General features: G+C 73.1%; 11 protein-coding genes. 4 read left to right on the top strand and 7 right to left on the bottom strand.

Going from position 1 to position 20329, the window contains the following annotated elements:
* Genes ACIPTO_RS04340 through ACIPTO_RS04330 form a run of 3 tightly spaced genes read right to left on the bottom strand, consistent with a single transcriptional unit; the run spans nt 1 to nt 11770 of the window.
* Nucleotides 1-303 carry an acyl carrier protein gene (locus tag ACIPTO_RS04340; RefSeq protein WP_401189375.1) on the bottom strand — a complete coding sequence of 101 codons (303 nt, stop codon included), beginning with the start codon at nt 301-303 and terminating at the stop codon, nt 1-3.
* Complete coding sequence (locus ACIPTO_RS04335) at nt 300-4850, bottom strand: beta-ketoacyl synthase N-terminal-like domain-containing protein (RefSeq protein WP_401189373.1); 4551 nt, start codon at nt 4848-4850, stop codon at nt 300-302. The genes ACIPTO_RS04340 and ACIPTO_RS04335 overlap by 4 nt, the downstream gene beginning before the upstream one ends.
* Before the next feature lie 2 nt (nt 4851-4852).
* Complete coding sequence (locus tag ACIPTO_RS04330) at nt 4853-11770, bottom strand: SDR family oxidoreductase (protein ID WP_401189371.1); 6918 nt, start codon at nt 11768-11770, stop codon at nt 4853-4855.
* A gap of 366 nt (nt 11771-12136) precedes the next feature.
* Here ACIPTO_RS04330 and ACIPTO_RS04325 point away from each other — a divergent pair, with 366 nt between their 5' ends.
* Complete coding sequence (locus tag ACIPTO_RS04325) at nt 12137-12742, top strand: GPP34 family phosphoprotein (RefSeq protein ID WP_366312222.1); 606 nt, start codon at nt 12137-12139, stop codon at nt 12740-12742.
* Between the two features lie 144 nt (nt 12743-12886).
* On the opposite strand, the gene ACIPTO_RS04320 is transcribed toward ACIPTO_RS04325, so the two are convergent.
* Both ACIPTO_RS04320 and ACIPTO_RS04315 read right to left on the bottom strand, forming a co-directional pair.
* Nucleotides 12887-14338, bottom strand: coding sequence for a sensor histidine kinase (locus ACIPTO_RS04320; RefSeq protein WP_401189370.1), 1452 nt, complete (start codon nt 14336-14338; stop codon nt 12887-12889).
* Nucleotides 14335-15024, bottom strand: a complete 690-nt coding sequence (locus tag ACIPTO_RS04315; protein ID WP_401189369.1) for a response regulator transcription factor — start codon at nt 15022-15024, stop codon at nt 14335-14337. Before ACIPTO_RS04315 ends, ACIPTO_RS04320 begins: the two co-directional genes overlap by 4 nt.
* 150 nt (nt 15025-15174) lie before the next feature.
* Here ACIPTO_RS04315 and ACIPTO_RS04310 point away from each other — a divergent pair, with 150 nt between their 5' ends.
* Genes ACIPTO_RS04310 through ACIPTO_RS04300 form a run of 3 tightly spaced genes read left to right on the top strand, consistent with a single transcriptional unit; the run spans nt 15175 to nt 17708 of the window.
* Nucleotides 15175-16512, top strand: coding sequence for a ferric reductase-like transmembrane domain-containing protein (locus tag ACIPTO_RS04310; protein ID WP_401189703.1), 1338 nt, complete (start codon nt 15175-15177; stop codon nt 16510-16512).
* A 10-nt stretch (nt 16513-16522) separates the two neighbouring features.
* Nucleotides 16523-16966: an FMN-binding protein gene (locus ACIPTO_RS04305; RefSeq protein WP_366312213.1), complete on the top strand. Its 444-nt coding sequence runs from the start codon at nt 16523-16525 to the stop codon at nt 16964-16966.
* 1 nt (nt 16967) lies between these two features.
* Nucleotides 16968-17708 (top strand): FAD:protein FMN transferase, encoded by a 741-nt coding sequence (locus ACIPTO_RS04300; protein WP_401189367.1) that lies wholly within the window; start codon nt 16968-16970, stop codon nt 17706-17708.
* Between the two features lie 76 nt (nt 17709-17784).
* Here ACIPTO_RS04300 and ACIPTO_RS04295 read toward each other — a convergent pair whose 3' ends face one another.
* Together ACIPTO_RS04295 and ACIPTO_RS04290 are read right to left on the bottom strand one after the other, a co-directional pair.
* Nucleotides 17785-19863: an ArnT family glycosyltransferase gene (locus ACIPTO_RS04295; RefSeq protein WP_401189365.1), complete on the bottom strand. Its 2079-nt coding sequence runs from the start codon at nt 19861-19863 to the stop codon at nt 17785-17787.
* Nucleotides 19860-20306: a hypothetical protein gene (locus ACIPTO_RS04290; protein WP_401189363.1), complete on the bottom strand. Its 447-nt coding sequence runs from the start codon at nt 20304-20306 to the stop codon at nt 19860-19862. The genes ACIPTO_RS04295 and ACIPTO_RS04290 overlap by 4 nt, the downstream gene beginning before the upstream one ends.
* Between the last annotated feature and the right edge of the window lie 23 nt (nt 20307-20329).

Here is a 20329-nt window from a genome sequence, read left to right as displayed (position 1 = left end):
TCAGCCCGCCTCGGCTGCCTTGAGGCTCTGCACGACGTACTCCACGAGCCGGCCGACGGTGAGTTCGATGATCTCGTCGAACTCCATCCCGGCCAGGAACTCGGCGAAGTTGACCTTCGTGCCGTAGTGCTCCTGGAGCAGCCCTGCCAGGGTCACCAGGTCGATGCTCTCCAGCTCCAGGTCCCGGTTGAAGGTCGTCGACATGGTGATCTCGGCGTCGTCCACGCCGTATTCGTCCTCCAGGAGCGTGCTGAGCATGCCGGTGAGATCGGCGAGGACGGTGTCCTCGGTGGTGGGGGTCATCGGTCGTACTCCTCCTCGTGCGCGGGTCCCGTCGTCCAGGCCACGACGTAGGTCCTGTCCGGCAGGCGGTGGGGACTGCCGGCCGGCTCGTAGTGCACGGTGTAGGCGCGTTCCAGCCGCCCCGACACCAACAGCCGTGACCCGGAGGCCACATGGAAGACGGCGAAGTCACGCGGGCGGCCCCGGAAGCCGGTGCCCTCCGCCTTGGCCACCGCTTCCTTCGCCGCCCAGAAGCGGGCGAACCACAGCGCCTCGGACTCACCGGTGGCCGCCGACTGCGCGCGCAGCAGCCCGAGTTCCTCCTCGCCGAGCGCCGTGCCGAGGGTGGCCGGGGGCCGGTCCACGACCTCCTCGATGTCGATACCGGGGCCGGGACCGGGCACATGCGGCCGGACGATCGCGACCGCCGCCTCGGCGCGGTGGGCCAGCGAGACGTCCAGCGGGGGCAGGGTCCGGCCGTGCAGACCGGTGACGTACGGGCGGCCCGACTCGTCGTTGTGGACCCGGATCTCCGCCGGGTAGACCGGTCCGGCGCCCTGGTCCCACAGCCACTGCCGTACCGCGTCCTTCACCGCGATCCGGCCCAGCAGCCACTGTCTGCGCCCGCGCGGCGGATGCTCCGCGTACTGCGAACGCTCCACGCCGCTCAGGGAGTTGCGCATGATGAGATCGCGGGAGGCGAGGTCGGGCCAGCGCTCGTGGAGCAGGGTCCGGCCGCCGGGGCGGGCCTCGGACAGGGTGTTGCGCTCGGGGAAGCGCTCGACCGGCCTGGTCTGCGGGTCGTTGTCGAAGCGCCGGTCCTGCCAGCCGGCCAGCTCCGCCCACACCACCCCGTCGACCGTGAGCTGGACGTCGGCTTCCAGCACGGTGTCGGTGAGCGAGGTGATCCGCACCAGGCACTCCACCTCCGTGCCGGGCCGCGGATGCGGGCCGTAGAAACGCATCTCGCGCATGCCGACCGGGAAGACGACGGTGCGTTCCGTGCGGGTCGCCATGATCCAGTAGCCCAGGATCTGGCCCACGTTGTCGAGCAGGGCGCCCGGCGCGGGCGGTGTGGTGATGACGCCGCGTACGTGACGGTCCCCGATCGCGGTGAGTTCGGTGACGCCCTGGAACGCCGGGCCGTGGAACATCCAGCGCTCGTCGTAGAGATGGGCCGCCGTGTGGTCGGGGACGCGCTCGGAGGCCGGATCGGGGCGGGGGTGCGGCGCGGGTGACGGGGCGTGCGCCGGGGCCAGTTCGACCACGCCGCGGGCGTGCGGCCCGAAGGAGACGGCGAGGCGGCCGGGACTGTCCGCGACCGCCCGTACCGGTACGTCGACCGACGGGGTCGCCGTCAGCCACCGGTCGAACCGCGCGTCGTGCACGGCGACCGCGCGCATACCCGGTGCGGCCTGCTCCGCCGTCTCGATGATGTGCTGCACGATCGTCGTCGCGGGCACCACCGGCCAACGGTCGGCGACATCGGGCCAGTCGGGACGCTGCGGGAAGAAGCAGTGGTCCATCAGGTACGGCATGGACTCGGGGGAGACATGGACCGTGGTCCGCCACTCCCGTGGGGGCGCGGGCGGAGCGGCCGCAACGCGCGGTGGAGGGACGGCTGTTGCGGTACGACCGGTGCCCGCACTGATGAGTCGGGCGGCCGTGTCGGCGGTGTCGCGCATGAGGGCGTGCAGTTCGGCGGCGGCCGGGAAGCGGTCGGTGAGGGCATCCAGGGGTGAAAGGGCGGCGAGGGCGGGGGTGTTGGCATGGGCAGGGGCCGTCGGGGTGCGCAGTCCGGCCCGCAGTTCCACCAGGGCCGGGGCGTCGAGGGAGACGAGGGCGCCGTCCATGTCGAGCCGGATCGGGGGCCGTTCCCGCCGTGGCGCCTGCTGCCGAGGGGTCAGTGTCACCGGGTCCGTCGTGGCGCCCGCCGACCACAACGCCACCGCCACGCGCCGGAGTTGGGCCAGGCCGGAGCGGTGCGGCGAGTTGGCGGCCACGACCAGGTGATCGCGTCCGCCGAGGGTGGCGTCGATGAGGGAGCCGAGCTGGCCCGTGCCGACCTGGACGAAGGCGCGGTGGCCCGCGGCGTACATGGCCTCGACGAGCTGGCGGAAGCGCACGGGCTCCAGGAGGTGGCGGATGAAGAGCGCGCGTACCGCCGACTCCTCCGCGGGATACGGCGAGGCGGTGGTCCCGGACCAGAGGGGGATCGTCGGCGGGTGGAGGCGGAAGCGGTTCGTGGCCTCCTCGATCGGAGCGAGGTAGGGCCTCAACATCGGTGTGTGGAAGCCCGATCGGAACGGCAGGACCTGGCTCAGCACACCCTGGGCGCGGAAGGACCGTACGAACGCGTCCACCGCCCGGTCCGGTCCGCACACCATCGACTGGCCCGGCGCGTTGTCGTGCGAGAGGACGATCCCGGCGTCCGGCCAGTCGGCGGCGAGTGCCGACAGGACGTGCTCGGCCGGAGCCCCGATCGCCCCGAAGGCGAGGCCCGGGACCGTCACCGAGTCGGGGTCGAACGCCGCCATGAAGTCGCTGACCTCGTCCGGCGCGTACACCCCGGCCGCCGTCATCGCGGTCCACTCGCCGACGCTGTGTCCGGCGACCGCGTCCGGCACCACCCCCATCGCGCGCAGTGCCGCGTCCAACAGCCGCCCGACGCCGACGACATCGAAACCGTGGCGGCCGACGTCCCCCACCCGCGCGGGAGCCGCGGACCTGGCCTCGCGCAGGCCGAAGTGCGCGGCCACGTCCTCGACCCGGGGAGCGAAGTCGCCCTCCAGACCCGGGAAGACGAACGCGAGCTTGCCCGCGCCGGGCCCGATGAGCGGCCCCGGCGTGAACCACACATCGCTACGGCCCTGCCAGGCACGCCCCTTGGCGACCGCCCGGCGGGCCAGCGCGAGGCGCTTGGCGTCGGGGGCGACGATGCCGAGCCGCGAACGGCCCACGGCTGTGGCCGGATCGGACGCGGAGAGGAGGGCGGAGTCGTCGGTGTCCAGCAGCGCGGCGAGGGCCTCGGGGCTGTCGGCCGCGAGGGTCAGGACCCGTTCCGGTTCGTCCACGGAAGCCGTACGGGCGCGGGTGTTCGGGCGTTCCGGTTCGTCGGCGACCGCCCTCGACGGACGTGCCGCGCGGGCTCCCGGCGCTTCCTCCAGCACCACATGCGCGTTGATGCCGCCGAACCCGAACGCGTTGACCGCCGCCCGCCGCACCGGCTGTTCGGACGTCGTCTCCCAGGGCGCCGCCTGTTCCAGCGGGCGGAACCGGGTGGCCGAGAGCGCCGGGTGCGGGTCGTCGCAGTGCAGGGTCGGCAGCAGCACGCCGTGGTGGACGGCGAGGGCGGCCTTGACCAGACCGGCGACCCCCGCGGCCGGCATCGTGTGGCCGATCATCGACTTCACCGAGCCGATGACCGCACGGCCGCCGGAGGTACCCCGGTCCCCGAACACCGCCGCCAGTGTGGCGAGTTCGGCCGCGTCACCGGCGGGTGTCGCCGTGCCGTGCGCCTCCAGCAGGCCCAGCGAACCGGGCAGCGCGGGATCGAGCCCCGCCGCGCGCCAGGCCTGTCGCACGGCATGCGTCTGGCCGGCCGGGTCGGGGTTGACGAGACTCGCGGCGCGGCCGTCGCTGGACACACCGGTGCCACGGATGACGGCGTAGATCCGGTCGCCGTCGCGTTCGGCGTCGGCGAGGCGCTTGAGGACGACGACTCCCGTGCCCTCGCCGATCAGGATGCCGTCGGCATCGCGGTGGAAGGGGCGGATGCGCTGGCTCGGGGAGAGCGCGCGCAGCTGGGAGAAGACGCTCCACAGCGTGATGTCGTGGCAGTGGTGGACACCGCCCGCGAGCATCACGTCACAGCGCTCGGCGGCGAGTTCGGTGACCGCCTGGTCCACGGCGATCAGCGAGGAGGCGCAGGCCGCGTCCACCGTGTACGCCGGGCCGCGCAGGTCGAGGCGGTTGGCGACCCGGGACGCCGCGAGGTTGGGGACCAGCCCGATGACCGACTCGGGACTGTCGGGGCCGAGCCGTTCGGTGAACGCGGTGCGGATGCGGTTGAGCTGGCCGGGGTCCAGCTCCGGCAGCAACTCGCCGAGGGTGTGCACGAGTTGGCCCGCCGTACGGACCCGCTGGTCGAGGCGGACCAGGCCGGGGGTGAGATAGCCGCCCCGGCCGAGCACGACGCCCACGCGCCGCCGGTCGGGCAGGCGGGACTCGCCGCCCGCGTCGGCGAGGGCGGCGGCGGCCACATGGAGGGCGATGAGCTGGTCGGGCTCGGTGCCGGGCACCGAGTTCGGCATGATGCCGAACCGGGTGACCTCGACCTCGGCCAGGCCGTCCACGAAACCACCGCGCCGGCAGTACACCTGGTCGGCGACGGCCGGACCGTCCGCGGAGTCCGGCCGGTAGTAGTCCGCGTCCCAACGCCCGTCCGGCACCTCACTGATGGCGTCCGTGCCGGCCAGCAGATTCCGCCAGTACGCGTCGAGGTCGGCGGCGCCCGGCAGCAGCACCGACATACCGACGATGGCGACCGGCGCTTGACGGTCCGTCACGGCTACCAGCCCGAGGCGGTGTAGACGACGGCCCCGGCCGATGCGTCGCCCCAGGCCAGTTCACGCAGCAGGGCCGCGGTGCCCTCCTCGGGGTCGATCAGCGAGATGCCGCGCCGGGCGTACTCGCGCCCCAACTCCGGTGTGACCATGCCGCGGTGGCCGCCGGTCGGCGCCCAGGGACCCCAGTGCACGGTGAGCGCGCGATGCCCGGTCCGGGCCGTCCAGTCGGCGCCCAGGCTCTGCAGCGCGTCGTTGGCGGCGGCGTAGTCGACCTGGCCGCGGTTGCCGAGGACGGCCGAGATCGAGCCGAACAGGACGGCGAAGGACGGGCCGTTGGGGAGTTCTTCCAGCGCCGACAACAGGGTCTCGGCGCCCTGGACCTTCGTGCCGTAGACCCGCTGGAAGGACTCGGTGGTCTTCTCGGCGATCAGCCGGTCCTCGATGATCCCGGCCGCGTAGACCACACCGTCGAGGCGGCCGTGTTCGGCGTGGATCTCCTTCACCGCCTGGAGCGCGGCGTCCGGTTCGCGGAAGTCGACGCAGTGGTAGCGGGCCCGGCTGCCGAGGGCGGCGAGTTCGTCGAGGGTGGTCGTGATCTCCCGTTGGGCGAGCAGGAGTTCGGCGGTGCGGTTGATCTCGGCGGGGGTGAGTCCACCGTCCCGCGCGGCGAGGGCGGCCCGCAGCGCGGCCGGGGTGTGCGCGCCCGCGGTCGCCGGGTCCTCGGGTCCCGCCGGCGCGGCGGTCCTGCCCAGCAGTTCGATACGGCAGCGGGAGGCCGCGGCGAGCGCGGCGGCGAACTTCGCGGTGATGCCGCGCCCGCCGCCCACCAGCAGCACCACCGCGTCACGGTCGAGCCCGATGGCCGCGGCCTCCGCCACTCCGTCCCCCGCGGGTCCGGCGCCGTTCGTCGCGAGGGCGCCGAGCGGTGCCTCGGCCAGTTCGAGTCCGTGGCGTCCGGCGGCGGTTCGGAGCACGACCGGCTCGGTGTCGGGTGCGAGGAGTTCGGCGATCAGCGCGTCGGTGACGGCGGCCGGTGCGGTGTCCGACAGTTCGACGACCCGGGCGATGGTGTCCGGGTACTCGCGCGCGACGGTGCGGAACAGTCCGTGCAGGCCCGCTGCACCGCCGTTCGCCTCGTGCGCGGCGAGGAGTTGGCGCGGGCCGCGTCCCAGGGCGGCCCGCAGCACGGGGAACGCGTCCGGCAGCACCGGTGCCGACGCGGTGAGCGGGGCGAGGTACAGGACGCCGTCCACCCGGCCGTCGGCGGCGGTGAGTTGGTGCTCGGGCGCGACGATCAGCGCGTCGGCGCCGTAGGAGGTGAGGCGGGCCGCGACCGTCCGCGCGATGGCGCTGTCCGCGTCGCCGTGGAGGACGAAGCGCCGGCCGTTCAGGACGGAGGCAGGGTCGGCCGGGCCGGCGCCGTCCTGGTGCGCCAGGAGTACCGGGCGCAGTTGGAGGCGCTTCGGGGCGACGCCGGTGACCTCGTCCTGCGGGGTGGCGGCGATCGGGGCGGTGACCTCAGGTGCGCCGACGGCCGCGGGAATCTCCTCCGTCGCCTCGGGGGCCGTCAGCCGGGCCGACAGCCAGGCCGTGACGGAGGCCGCCGTGCGGGCCTTCGCCAGCTCCTCCAGCTCGGCGTCGTCGAGCGTCACGACGTCCGTCCCGCCGCCGATGCCCAGCCGCCCGGCCAGTTCGCCGGCGATCTCGGCACGCTTGATCGAGTCGATGCTGAGGTCCGCCTCCAGGTCGAGGCCGGGCTCGATCATGTCGACGGGGTAGCCGGTGCGTTCGCTGATGATCTCCAGGACGACCCGGAGCACATCGGCCTCGGTGACGGTCCCGGGCGCCTGAGGCGCGGCCGACTGCGGTGCGGGCGCGGGCTGTTGAGGTGCGGGTGGCGCGGTGGCCGGCAGGGCGGGTGTCCGCGGGAGCGCCTCGATCGCGGCCGGTGCCGCCGGTGCGGGTATCCAGGTGCCCTGCGGTGCCGTGCCCTGTACCGCGCCGAAGTACGTCAGCAGCACATCCCGTTGCGCGGCCACCATCTCCCGGCTGGTGCGCAGGAATTCGGAGATGAGCGCGTCCCTGTTCGCCTCGGCGGGGGCACCGTCCTGAGGGTTCGTCGTCACAGTCGTCTCCACAACGCGTCGGGCCGGTGCGAGGGCACCGGGCAGGAGTGCTCCGGCGGCGGTGCGGACGAGCTGCCCGTCCACCGTCCAGCCGGGTCGCGAGGGCACGGGAGTCCGGGCGGCGTCGACGGCGTCGCGCCCGTGGAAGAGCCGGCCGGTGCGCACCGGGGCCCCGGCGACGGCCAGCTGGGCCAGTGCGTCGAGCCAGCCGCGCAGCCCGCTGTTCGGGGTGGGCTCGCAGGCGACGGTGCGGTGCGGGCGGTCGCCGAGGATCTGGCCGACCAGGCGGGTGAGCACGGAGCCGGGTCCGGCCTCGACGAAGACCCGGGCGCCCGCCTCGTACATCGCCTCGATCTCCGCGACGAAGCCGACCGGAGAGCCGATCTGCGCGGCGAGTTCGGACCGGACCGCGTCGGCGTCGTCGCCGTAGGGAGCCGCCGTGCGGTTGGACCACACGGGGAACTCGGGTGCGAGGAAGGGCTGTTGGGCGAGGGCCTGGGCGAAGCGGGCTCCGGCGTCCGCCACCAGCGGGCTGTGGAAGGCGCAGGCGACGGGGATGCGCTTGGCGCCGAGACCGGCTTCGCGCAGGAGTCGTACGGCGGTGGCGACCGCCTCCGTCGGGCCCGAGATGACGCTCTGGCAGGGGGAGTTGTGGTTGGCGACGACAACGGAGTCGGGTGCGTCGGCCGCCTTCAGGGCCTGTGCGACGTCCTCGGCACCGGCGGCCACGGCGGCCATGGTGCCCGGGTCGGCCGTGCCGGTGGCGTCGAGGATCGCCGCCGCGCGTTCGGTGCTCAGCTCCAGCAGCGCCTCCGGCGTGATCGCGCCGGCCGCGCACAGGGCGACCAGCTCGCCGTAGCTGTGCCCGGCCGCCATGTCCGGCCGTACGCCCGCCTCGGTGAGCAGGGCGTGGGCGGCCAACCCGGCCATGCCCAGGGCGGGTTGCGCGACCCGGGTGTCGGTGAGTCCGGCCTGCTGGCGGTCACGGGCGGTGTCGTCGAAGGCGGTCGGCGGGTAGAGCGCGTCGGCGTGGTCGCGGCCGAGGTGCAGATAGTGCTGGAGCTCGGGGAACGCGATGAAGACGTCGGCGAGCATGCCGGGCCGCTGGCTGCCCTGGCCGGGGAAGAGGAAGGCGACCTTGCCGGGGTCCGCGCCCGCCTCGCCGAGGTGGATACCGGCGCCCGGATCCCGCTCACCGTCCAGCGCCCGCCGCAGCTGTCCGGTCAGCTCCTCCACATCCCGTGCCACGACGGCCACTTGGACCGGTTCGAGCCGGGCGTCCGCCCGACGCGACGCACTCAGCGCGAGGTCCCGCAGCCTCCAGTGGCCGGTCTCGGCGAGCGTGAGGATCTCCTCGACGCCCCGCCGCGCCGCCGCCCGGTCCGCTCCCCGGAACGTGAACAGTTCGGCGGGCCAGGCGTCCAGTCCCTGGGCCGGCGGTACGGCCTCGTCGTACCCCCCGATCACCGCGTGGAAGTTGGTGCCGCCGAAGCCGAACGCGCTGAGCCCTGCGACACGTTCCCCGGCGGGGGCCGCCCACGGCCGGGGCCGCGCGTGGAAGACGAACGGGCTGCTGTCCTCCTGCCACGCCGGGTTGGGCGCCTTCAGATGCAGGGTGGGCGGCTTGACGCCGGTGTAGAGGGACAGCACGGTCTTGATGAGACCGGCGAGTCCCGCGGCGCACTTCGTGTGCCCGATCTGCGACTTGACCGAGCCGAGCGCGCAACGGCCCGTCTGCGCACCGGACTCGGTGAACACCGCGCTGAGGATGGAGAGTTCGGTGCGGTCGCCGACGACCGTGCCGGTGCCGTGCGCCTCGACGAGGCCGACCTCGGCGGGGGAGACGCCCGCGTTGCGGTACGCCCGTTCCAGCGCCGCCCGCTGTCCCTCGGGGCGCGGTGCCGTCAGGCCGAGCGAGCGGCCGTCGCTGGAGCTCCCGACTCCCTTGATCACGCCGTAGATCCGGTCGCCGTCGCGCTCCGCGTCCGCGAGCCGCTTGAGGACCACGCAGGCGACGCCCTCGCCGAGCGCGATGCCGTCCGCCGAGCTGTCGAAGGCGCGGGAGCGGCCGGTGGGGGAGAGGGCGTGCACGGAGGAGAAGAGGACGTAGTCGTTGATGCCGTTGTGGAGGTCGGCGCCCCCGCACAGCACGACGTCGCTGGTGCCGCCGACGAGTTCCTTGCAGGCGACGTCGACGGCGGCCAGCGAGGACGCGCAGGCCGCGTCGACGGTGAAGTTGGCGCCGCCGAGGTCGAGCCGGTTGGCGATGCGGCCCGAGATGACATTCGAGAGCATGCCGGGGAAGGAGTCCTCGGTGAGCGCGGGGAGCTGTTCCTCGACGCCGGGCGGGATCGTGCCGTAGTACGAGGGCAGGACCGCGCGCAGCGTCGTCGCGTTCGACAGGTCGCTGCCCGCCTCCGCGCCGAACACCACGGAGGTGCGGGCGCGGTCGAACTCCCGTCCCCGGTCGCCGTATCCGGCGTCCTCCAGGGAGCGCCGGGCGGCTTCGAGGGCCAGCAGCTGGACCGGTTCGATGCTGCCGAGGGAGGCCGGCGGGATGCCGTAGCGCAGCGGGTCGAAGGGGATGCGCGGGAGGAAGCCGCCCCACTTCGACGGGGTGGCGCCGCCCTTGTCCGCCGAGTAGTGCACGGCGGGGTCCCAGCGGTCGGGCGGGACCTCGTCGACGGAGTCGCGTCCGCCGAGGATGTTCGCCCAGAACGTGGGGAGGTCGGGGGCCTGCGGGAACATGCACGCCATGCCGACTACAGCGATGTCCAGCGGGGCCGGGGCCTCCGGCCCGGCCGTCTCCGCGACTCCCAGGCGGGCGCGGGCGGTTCGCGCGCCGTCGGCCAGGAAGTCGGCGGCGCCCTCGGTGACCGAGCGGTGCAGGGCGTCGATCGTGGTGGTCGCCGACCGCAGCACGGCGACCTCGCCGGCCATGAACATCCCCTCGGCGAGCTGCCGTTGCTCGTCGACGGAGGTCAGCGCACCGGCCGCGTCCCGCTCGACGCCCTTGCTGGCGATGCGGAGCCGGCCGACGTTGAGCCGTTCCAGCCTCTCCCAGATCTCCCGGTCCGGGACGCCCTGCTCGCGCAACTCGGCCTCGAAGAGCAGGTAGTCGTCGCTGAACGGGCTCGGCACGCAGCGGGTGGCGTGACCGGGCGCGGTCTCCAGCAACGCGGTCCGGGTGGCCCGGACCACCTGGTCCTGGAAGAGAGGCCGGACCGTGCCACGCGTCACCGCCTCCTCGGTGAAGAGGTAGGCGGTGCCCATCAGCATGCCGACGGCGGCGCCGCGTGCGGTGAGCGGTGCGGCGAGCGCGGCCACCATCGCCGCCGAACGCTCGTCGTGGACGCCGCCCGCGAAGAACACCTCGACGTGCTCCGCCGTGCCTGCCTCGGCCGTGGCCAAGAAGTCGTCCAGGACGGCGAGTTGGGCCTCCCACAGCGGGAAGCTGGCGCGCGGTCCGACATGGCCGCCGCACTCGGAGCCCTCGAACACGAACCGGCGGACACCGGCGTCCAGGAACTGCCGCAGCAGCCCCGGCGAGGGCACATGGAGGAAGGTGGCGATCCCGGACCGCTCCAGCGCCTCCGCCTGGGAGGGCCGGCCGCCCGCGATGATCGCGTGGGTGGGCCCGAGTTCGCGTACCGCTTCGAGCTGGGCGTTGCGCATCTCCTCGGGCGCGAAGCCGAGCACTCCGACACCCCAGGGCCGGTCGCCCACCGCGGCGCGGGTCTCCGCCAGCACCGTCCGCGACTGCTCGCCGGTCGACAGGGCGAGGGCGATGAACGGCAGCGCACCGGCGGAGGCGACGGCCGCGGCGAAGTCGGCCCGGTCGCTGACCCTCGTCATCGGGCCCTGGGCGAGAGGGAGCCGGGTGCCGAGGGCCCGGCTCATCGGGGAGCCCGCGCGCAGGGCGTCGGCCGGCCTCTCGTCCCGTACCGACTCCCGTACCGCGGCGGTGAGTTCGCGTACCGTGCGGCCCACGTCGCCCCAGCGCTCGGCGAACCGGGCGGCGAGGAAGCCGTCCTGGCCGACCGGCAGCAGCTGGGTGCGGGGGTCGCGGGCGCCGAGCAGTGCGGAGACCCGGTCGGCGGGGACCCGCGGGGCGTCGGGGCCGCGTCGCAGAAGCACGCGGTGACCGGCGACCACCGTGGTCTCGGAGCCGTCCATCGAGCGGAGCGCGGCAGCCGCCGTCTCCGGGAGGCCCGACTCCGCCAGCAGCGCGAGTTGGCTGTCCAGGACGACCCCGGCGGCGCCGCCCGCCACGGCCGCGGCCGCGGTACGGGGACCGATGCCGCCGCAGGCCCAGACCGGGACGTCCACGGCCGGTTCGGAGAGCAGCTGCTGCAGCAGTACGAAGGTGCTCAACTCGCCTGTCCTGCCGCCGCTTTCGGCGCCCCGGGCGATCAGTCCGTGCGCACCGGCCCGGACCGCCGTCAGCGCCTGGTCCAGGTCGGTGACCTCCACCAGCACCCGGTGCCGCGCGCCGACCTCGTCGACCCGCCAGGGCGCGTCCACCGCGAGGACGACGGTGTGCGGGACGGCTCCGGGGCCCGCGGTGAGGTCACCCGGACCGGTCCGGCAGTGCGGTCCGACCCGGACCCCGAAAGGGCCCGGGGACCAGCGCCGGACGCGCGCCAAGGCCTCCCCGGATCTTCGGTCGCCCTGTCCCAGGTCCAGTACGCCCAACCCGCCGGCACCGCTGACGGCCGCCGCGAGCCGGGCGTCCGGCTCATGGAACGGGGTGATTCCAATGATCAGTTCTTCGGCGTGCGCGACAGACGTCATGATTCTCCGAATAAACGGTGAAACTGCACGGTGGGGGGTTTTCGGCCGCAGCGCCGAATGGAATCACAAAGGCGCGGGATGGCTGATTGAAAGCTAGCCCTCAGTTACTCGTCGGTCAACAACGCCTAGGCAATCAACTGATGGACGGCAGTGATCCGGCCAGCCTGAATCGGCCCCCAAACACCCGAAAAACCTGCCAATTTCCTTCAGAGGGCACACCCGTCGGCCGCAGTGGCGCAAGCGGTCCAAAAGCCTCCGCAATTCATCCGGGGCTCACAGTCCCGAAACACCACTGACGGCGGGACAGGATTATGTAAACGTTGGGTGTCGATGCCTCCTCGCATAAGCCGCGCTAGGTTGGCACCCATGAGCACACCGCGGGACCTGATGATCGTCGCCATGGATGTCGCACCCGACCGCCCTGTCGAGACGGGTGACCTTTCGCTCGCACTCGCCGGCGCGGAGGTGGTCGACCTCCTTGCCGCCGAAGCCGTCGTACTGGACGGCGACCTGATCGTGCCGAACCCCCAAGTACCGCTGGAGGACGGCCTGTTGGACCAGGCGGCGACCGCCCTCGTACGGGAGACGCCGTACGAGTCGGTCGAGAACTGGCTGTGGCGGCGGGGGCGTGGCCTCTCCTCCGCCTATCTCGCCGCGCTGGAGTCGGAGGGGCTGGTGGCCCGGCAGCGCGGGCGCTGGATCCCGGTCCGCACCGCACGGACGGCCCTGGTCGACTCGCCGGCCCGCAGCCACGCCGCGGACCGCTGGGCCGAGGGCGAGCCCGTGCTCGCCCAACTCGCCTCCGCCGCCGGTATCCGCGAGGTGTCCGACGAGGACTCCGCGAAGCTCGCCGACGAGTCGCTGGACACGGTCATCGCCGTGGTCCACGACGCGGTGACCGAACTGGAGGCCGTACGGCAGCGGAAGACCGTCGAGGACGCGGCGTACGACAACGTGTGGCGCGGGATGTGACGGCGGCCTCTGGGCTACGGAGCGCGGTAACTGCCGTTGAAACAGAGTCAGTTGATGGTCCTGAGCCTCAGGTGACGACACGTCACCCATGGTAGGCACAAGCCCTTCAAGGAGCCAGAGCGAGCGACGGCACACCGTCCGCGGTCACCGCGCCGACGCGGCCCCCAGCGGGATCGTCACCGTGAAGACCGTCGCGCCGGGCCCGGACGCCAGCTCGACGGAGCCGCCGTGCGCCTTCGCCAGCGACCGGGCCACCGCGAGGCCCAGACCGCTGCCGCCCCGGTCGCGGCTGCGGGCCTTGTCGACCCGGTAGAAGCGGTCGAAGACCCGGGCCCGGTCGTCCTCCGGGATGCCGGGCCCGGTGTCGGCCACCCGCACCGACGCCGTGCCCGCGGCGGCCGACAGCGTCACCGACACCGCCGTACCGGCCGGGGTGTGCACGGCCGCGTTGGTCAGCAGGTTGTCCAGCACCTGCCGGATCCGGACCGGATCCACCCGCAGCCGCACCGGACGCTCCCCGACCGCCACCGTCAGCGGATGGTCCGGGTGCCCGGCGCGGAAGGCGTCCGCCGCCTGCTCGACCAGCTCCGCCAGGTCCGCGTCCTCCGGCCGCAGCGGAGTCTCCACGTCGGCCGCGTCCAGCCGGGCCAGCAGCAGGAGGTCGTCGAGGAGGACGCCCATGCGGGCGGCCTCGGCCCGCAGCCGGGCCAGGTGCCGCTCCCGTTCCTCGGGCACGTTGGCCGCCGCGTACTGGAACAGGTCCGCGTAGCCGCGCACCGACATCAGCGGCGTCCGCAGCTCGTGCGAGGCGTCCGCCACGAACCGGCGCAGCCGCTGCTCCGCCTCCGCGCGCACCGCGAGCGAGTCGTCGATGTGCTCCAGCATCGTGTTGAACGCGGTGCGCAGCTCCTCGACCTCCGGGCCGCCGCCCCGCTCGTCCGCGCGCAGCGGCAGCCGGGCCGCCGACTCGGTCAGATCGTGCGAGGCGATGCCGTGCGCGGTGTGCGCCATGTCGCTCAGCGGCTGCAGCCCGCGCCGCAGCAGCCTGCGGCCGAGCACCACCAGGGTCAGCAGGGCCAGCCCGAAGGCCACCACCTGGATGATCACCAGCTGCCGTACCGTGTCGTCGATCGCGTCCATCGGCGCGCCGCTGACCAGCACCACCCCGGGTTCGACCGCGCAGCCGCGCAGCCGGAACTCGCCCTCGCCGGTGAGGTCGCTGGTGCGCAGCACCTCCGTGCCCGCGGCGATCTGGGCCCGCGCCACGGCGGTGAGGTCGCCGATGTCCGCCGGCAGGTCCGAACTCTCCTCGGGCTCGCGGAGCACCGGGGTACCGTCCTTGACGTCGTACACGGCGTAGTACCAGCGGTAGTACTTCTTCCCCTGGAGCGTGCCGTTCGCCACGATGGACTTCGACTGCGCGCTCTGCGCGAGCCCGAGCTGGTCGTCGAGCTGGGCCGACAGATAGTCCCGCATGTAGGTCGTCAGCGCGGTGCCGACGACGGCGAACACCACCAGGGCCAGCGCCCCCAGCCCGAGCGCGAGCCGCGTGCCCAGCCGCAGCCGGCGCCAGTTCTCCCGCAGCCGCCCGATCACCCGGCGGCCTGCCGGATCACGTAGCCGAAGCCGCGCACGGTGTGGATCAGCGGTTCGTGCCCCTCGTCGAGCTTGCGGCGCAGCCTGCTCACCACCAGCTCCACCACATTGGACCGGCCGCCGAAGCCGTACTCCCACACATGGTCGAGGATCTGCGCCTTGGTGAGCACGGTCGGCGACTTGCGCAGCAGATAGCGCAGCACCTCGTACTCGGTCGGGGTGAGCGTGACGAGCCCCTCGCCGCGCCGCACCTCGCGGGTGTCCTCGTCCATCGTCAGATCCGCCACCCGCAGCACGGAGCGCGGGAAACCGGGCCCGGCGCTGCGCCGCAGCACGGTCCGCAGCCGCGCCATCAGCTCCTCCACCGCGAACGGCTTGACGAGATAGTCGTCACCACCGCGCGTCAGCCCCGCGACCCGGTCGGCGACCGCGTCCCGCGCGGTGAGGAACACCACAGGGACCATCGTCCCGGAACGGCGCAGCCGGTCCAGCACACCGAAGCCGTCGAGGCCGGGCAGCATCAGGTCGAGCACCACGATGTCCGGCTGGAACTCGGCGGCCAGGGTCAGCGCCTCCTCACCGGAGTACGCGCACGCGGCCTCCCAGCCCTCGTACCGGGCGACCGTCGCGACGAGGTCGGCGATCGGCGGGTCGTCGTCCACGACGAGGAGTCGTACTTTGTCCACCCGCTCATACTGCGCCACACGCCGCAGGACACCAGACCCGCGTCACCGTCCCACCCACATCGACAGCCACTTGAAAGTCGTACGACAGGAAAACGACAGCCCCGCGAGGTGAAGCTCGAATCCCAGGACCCGATCAAGGAGCTGCCGTCCGTGACGACCGTCCAATCACCCCCTGCGCCCCCCACGGCGATACGCCCCAGGGTGGTGGCCCGCACGGGCCTGTACGCCGTGCTGGCCGCGAACGTCGCCGTGGTGACCGTCTTCTTCGTCCAAGCAGGCTTCGCCTCCAACACCCTCATCGTCATCGGCCGCGTACTGGGCCTCTACGGCGCCCTCGTCATGGCCTTCCAGCTGCTGCTGGTGGCCCGGCTGCCCTGGCTCGACCGCCGGATCGGCATGGACCGGCTGACCTCCTGGCACCGCTGGACGGGCTTCGCCCTGCTCTGGACGCTGCTCGGACACCTCGTCTTCATCGCCTTCGGCTACGCCCAGGGCATCGGCACCGGGCCCGTCGGCGAGGTCGTCGACCTGGCCGAGACCACCGAGGGCATCCTGCGCGCGCTCGTCGCGTTCGCCCTGATCCTCGTCATCGGCGCCACCTCCGCCCGCTACGCCCGCCGCCGGCTCGCCTACGAGACCTGGCACTTCATCCACCTCTACACCTACGTCGCGGTGGTCCTCGCCTTCACCCACCAGGTCGCGGTCGGCACGACGTTCACCGCGTCGTCCGCCGCCACCGCCTACTGGTACGCGGTGTGGGGCGTCGCGCTCGGCTCGGTGGCCCTGGGCCGCGTGATCCTCCCGCTGTGGCGCAACCTCCGCCACCGGCTCCGGGTCGAGGCGGTCGTCCCCGAGTCCGACAACGTCGTCTCGATCTACATCACCGGCCGCGACCTCCACCGGCTCCCGGCCCGGGCCGGCCAGTTCTTCCTGTGGCGGTTCCTCACGAAGGACCGCTGGTGGCAGGCCAACCCGTTCTCCCTCTCCGCCGCCCCCGACGGCACCCGCCTGCGCCTCACCGCGAAGACGGCCGGCGCGGGCACGGCCGCCCTGTGCCACCTCAGGCCCGGCACCCGCGTCTTCGCCGAGGGCCCCTACGGCGCCTTCACCACCCTGCACCGCACCAGGCCGGAGTCACTGCTCATCGCGGGCGGCGTCGGCGTCACCCCGATCCGCGCCCTGCTGGAGGACCTGGAGGGCCACGCCGTCGTCATCTACCGCGTCGCCACCGACCGCGACGCCGTCCTCTACGGCGAACTGGCCGAACTCGCCCACGCCAAGGGCGCCCAGCTCCACCTGGTCACGGGTCCGCCCGTCCCCGACAAGCTCGCCCCGCGCGAACTAGCCCGGCTGGTACCGGACATCGCCGACCGCGACGTCTTCCTCTGCGGACCGCCGCCGATGATGAACGCGGTGCTGCGCAGCCTCGGCGACCTGGGCGTGCCCAAGCGGCAGATCCACTTCGAACGCTTCAGCCTGGCGGGATGAGAGACATATCGTGAAGCGAGTCATACCTGTTCTGGTGCTGTCCGTCGCCGGGCTGATCCCCGTGTGGCGCTACGAGCCGTCCATCGGGACGACGACGAGTTCGGCGAGCCCGCCGGCCACGGTGACGACACCGACCCCCACGGCCACCTCCCCGGCGCCGTCGGGCTCCGCCACCGCGCCGTCCACGTCCTCGAAGACGGTCGTGCGGGGCACCGCGATCAACACCTCCAAGGGCACCGTGCAGGTGCAGGTGACCTTCGAGGGCGACACCATCGGCTCGGTGAGCATGCTCCAGCAGCCGGACCACCCGCAGACCAGAGCGGCGGTACCGGTGCTGATCGAGGAGACCCTCACGGCACAGAGCGCGAAGATCGACACGGTGTCCGGCGCCACGATCACCAGCGACGCCTACGTCCGGTCGCTCCAGGCCGCGATCGACGCCAAGGGCGCCTGAGATGCGCCGAGTCGAGCACGTGATGGGTTTCCCGGTGTCGCTCCGCGTCGACGACGAGGGCATCGGCCAGGAGGTGGCGGACGCGCTCTTCGCGTGGCTGCGCGAGGTCGACGCCCGCTTCAGCCCGTTCCGCCCGGACAGCGAGGTCTCCCGGTACGACCGGGGCGAGCTCGAACTCGCCGACCTCAGCGCGGACCTGACCGAGATCCTCGGCCTCTGCGAGCGGTACCGTGCCGCGACCGGCGGCGCCTTCGACGTCCGCCTGCCCGGCCGCCCCCTCGACCCCTGCGCGGTCGTGAAGGGCTGGTCGGTGCAGCGCGCGGCGGAACTCCTCACCGCGGCCGGGGCCCGCCGCTTCGTCCTCAACGCCGGAGGCGACGTCGTCGTGTCCGGCGGCCCCTGGCGCGTGGGCATACGGCACCCGGAACACGCCGACCGGCTCTGCACGGTCCTGGAGCTGACCGACGGCGCGGTGGCGACCTCCGCCCGCTACGAACGCGGCGACCACATCCTCGACGGCCGCACCGGCACCCCCGCGACCGGCCTCCTGAGCGTCTCCGTCGTCTCCGCCTCCCTCACCGAGGCGGACGCCACCGCCACCGCGGCCTTCGCGCTGGGCCCGAAGGGCGTCGACTGGGCCGCGTCCAGGCCCGGTTGCGAGGTGTTCGCGGTCGACACCGGGCGACGGGTCCGGCGTACGGCGGGGTTTCCGGTCGTACGGGAGGACGCGGCTGCCGCCTAGCGGGGCACGGCACGCGGAAGGGCCGCCGGGGTCACCGGCGGCCCTTCCTGTCGGGACAGGCGGTCCGGGGAGGGGATCAGCTGACGTCGGAGGCGTCCAGGCGGTACAGGCCGCTGTACGCGGAGACCGCCGTGCCGTGTGCCTCGACCCAGGTCGTGATCGCGGAGTTGGTGCCCTGGCCGCCGTCGCTGCTGACGACGATGTAGTGCAACTTCCCGGACTTCACGAGGGACTTGAGCTTGGCGAGGGTCATCGCGTTGTCGCTGCCGGACCAGCCGCCCATGGAGATCACGGGCTGTCCCGACTCCAGGATGATCGAGGACGCCGTCTGGTCGGTGGACACCGCCAGCAGCCACGTGGCGCCGTCCTGGTGCTTCTTGAGGTACGTGATCATCGCGGAGGAGACCTGCGTACCGCCGCCCGTACCGCCTCCACCGGTGGAACGCGTACCGGACTCCGAACCGCTGGGCCGCGTACCCGAGGGGGCCGAACCGCTGGGCTTCGAGCCGGAGTCGGTGCCGGAGGGGGCCGAACCGCTCGGCTTCGTGCCGGACTTCATGCCGCCCGGGGCGCCACCGCCGCCCATGCCGCCACCGCCGCCGCCCATGCCGCCGCCCGAACTGGGCCCGGCCGTCGGGTTGGTGCCGTTGGTCGACGATGTCGCCGCCGAGACCGAGTAGGCCGCGGGACCGGCCAGGAGGGCGACGACCGCGGCCAGTGCCGCGAGGCCCAGCAGGCGGTGGCGCCCGGTGAACCGGCCCACCAGCAGCCCGAGCACGGACGCGACGCCCGCCGCGGCGACCACGATCTCCGCGACCGTGTACACCGTGCCGGAGCCGGAGACCCGCTGGAGCAGGACGACCGCCCAGACGGAACTCGCCGCGATCGCCGCCGGGAGCACCCAGGCCCACCTGGCCGCCTGACCCTCGCGGAAGGCGCGGTACAGCAGGACCCCGCCCGCTCCGGCCAGGGCCGCGATACCGGGGGCCATGGCGGTGACGTAGTACGGGTGGAACGTGCCCTCGGCCAGCGAGAAGGTCAGGAAGTGGAGGACGAACCAGCCGCCCCAGAGCAGCAGGGCCGCGCGCCGGGCGTCCGTGCGAGGAGCACGGCCGCGCAGCACCAGTCCGCCGATGAGCGCGATGGCCGCGAAGGGGATCAGCCAGGAGATCTGGCCGCCCATGATCTCGTTGAACATCCGGTACAGGCCCGAACTGCCGCCGAACGAGGCCCCGTTGCCCTGCGAGCCGACCGACGAGGAGGCGCCGAAGATCCGGCCGAAGCCGTTGTAGCCGATGACCAGGTCCCACACCGTGTTGTCCGTCGAGCCGCCGATGTAGGGGCGGGAGGAGGCGGGGATCAGGTCGACGACCACCATCCACCAGGCGCTGGAGACGACCAGCGCGACGGTGGCGACGGAGAGGTTGCGGAGGCGCCTGCCGAGGGAGACGTTCGCGGCCCAGAGGTAGACGAGGAAGAACGCGGGCAGGACGACGTACGCCTGCATCATCTTGGTGTTGAACGCGAAGCCGATCGCGACCGCCGACCACACCAGCGGCAGCAGCCTTCCGTTGCGGACGGCCTTCATGAGGGCCGCGGCGCCGAGCATCATCAGCAGGACCAGGATCGGGTCCGGGTTGGTGTCACGGGTGATGGCGACCGTGATCGGGGTGAGGGCGAGGACCAGCGCGGAGACCGTGCCCGCCACCGCCCCGAAGTCCCGCTTCACCTGGCGGTACAGCAGGGCCACCGAGCCCGTGCCCGCCGCGACCATCGGCAGCGTCAACTGCCAGCTCCCGTAGCCGAACACGCGGGCGGAGAGGCCCATCACCCAGAGGGCGAAGGGCGGTTTGTCGACCGTGATGAAGCTGCCGGAGTCGAGCGCGCCGAAGAAGAACGCCTTCCAGCTCTTGGTGCCGCTGTAGACGGCCGCGTCGTAGAAGGTGTTGCCGGTGATCGAGGTCAGGTTCCACGCGTAGAGGGCGGTGGCCAGCAGCAGGATCGCCCACAGGGCCGGGCGGGCCCAGCGCGGGTCGTCCTCGGGGCCCGTGAAGAGCCTTCTGGCACGGGAGTTCAGGCCGCCGTCGGCCGGCGGGCCCGCGCGGTGCGAGCGGTGGGTGCCCTCCTGGCGGGAGGGCGGGGCGAGGGTCGTCATGACGCGTACTCCAGGTGTTCCGCGGAAGAGGCGGGCGCCCCGACGGGCAGGACAGGGGTGGTGGTGCGGGTACGGCGGGGTACGGCGGCGATGCGGGCGCGGCCGGTGACGGACGTCCCGAACATCCGGCGCATGCCCCTGAGGTCGTCGAGGGCGGTGCGGACGATGTCGACCCGGCTGTCCGGGTCGTCGGTCCGGTCGACCGGGACCTCGTGGATACGGAGTCCGTTGCGCTGGGCGAGCGCCAGGAACACGTCGGTGCGGACGGCCTCGAAGCCGCACCGCGCGTCCGAGAAGCGGGCCGCGAGGCCTGCCTTGAGGAGGAGGTCGGAGGAGCGCGAGACGAACTCCCGCCTGGCGCCCCGCCGTACGGCCGGCTGTCCGGGCGGCACCACGATCTCGACCGAGCGCTGCCGGACGCCTCCCGCGTTCTGTGCGTTCATGACGGTGACTCTCCGGTCCCCGC

The organism is Streptomyces sp. NPDC090083 (assembly GCF_044747445.1).
GTDB lineage: Bacteria > Actinomycetota > Actinomycetes > Streptomycetales > Streptomycetaceae > Streptomyces.
This window is presented reverse-complemented; position numbering and strand designations above follow the sequence as displayed.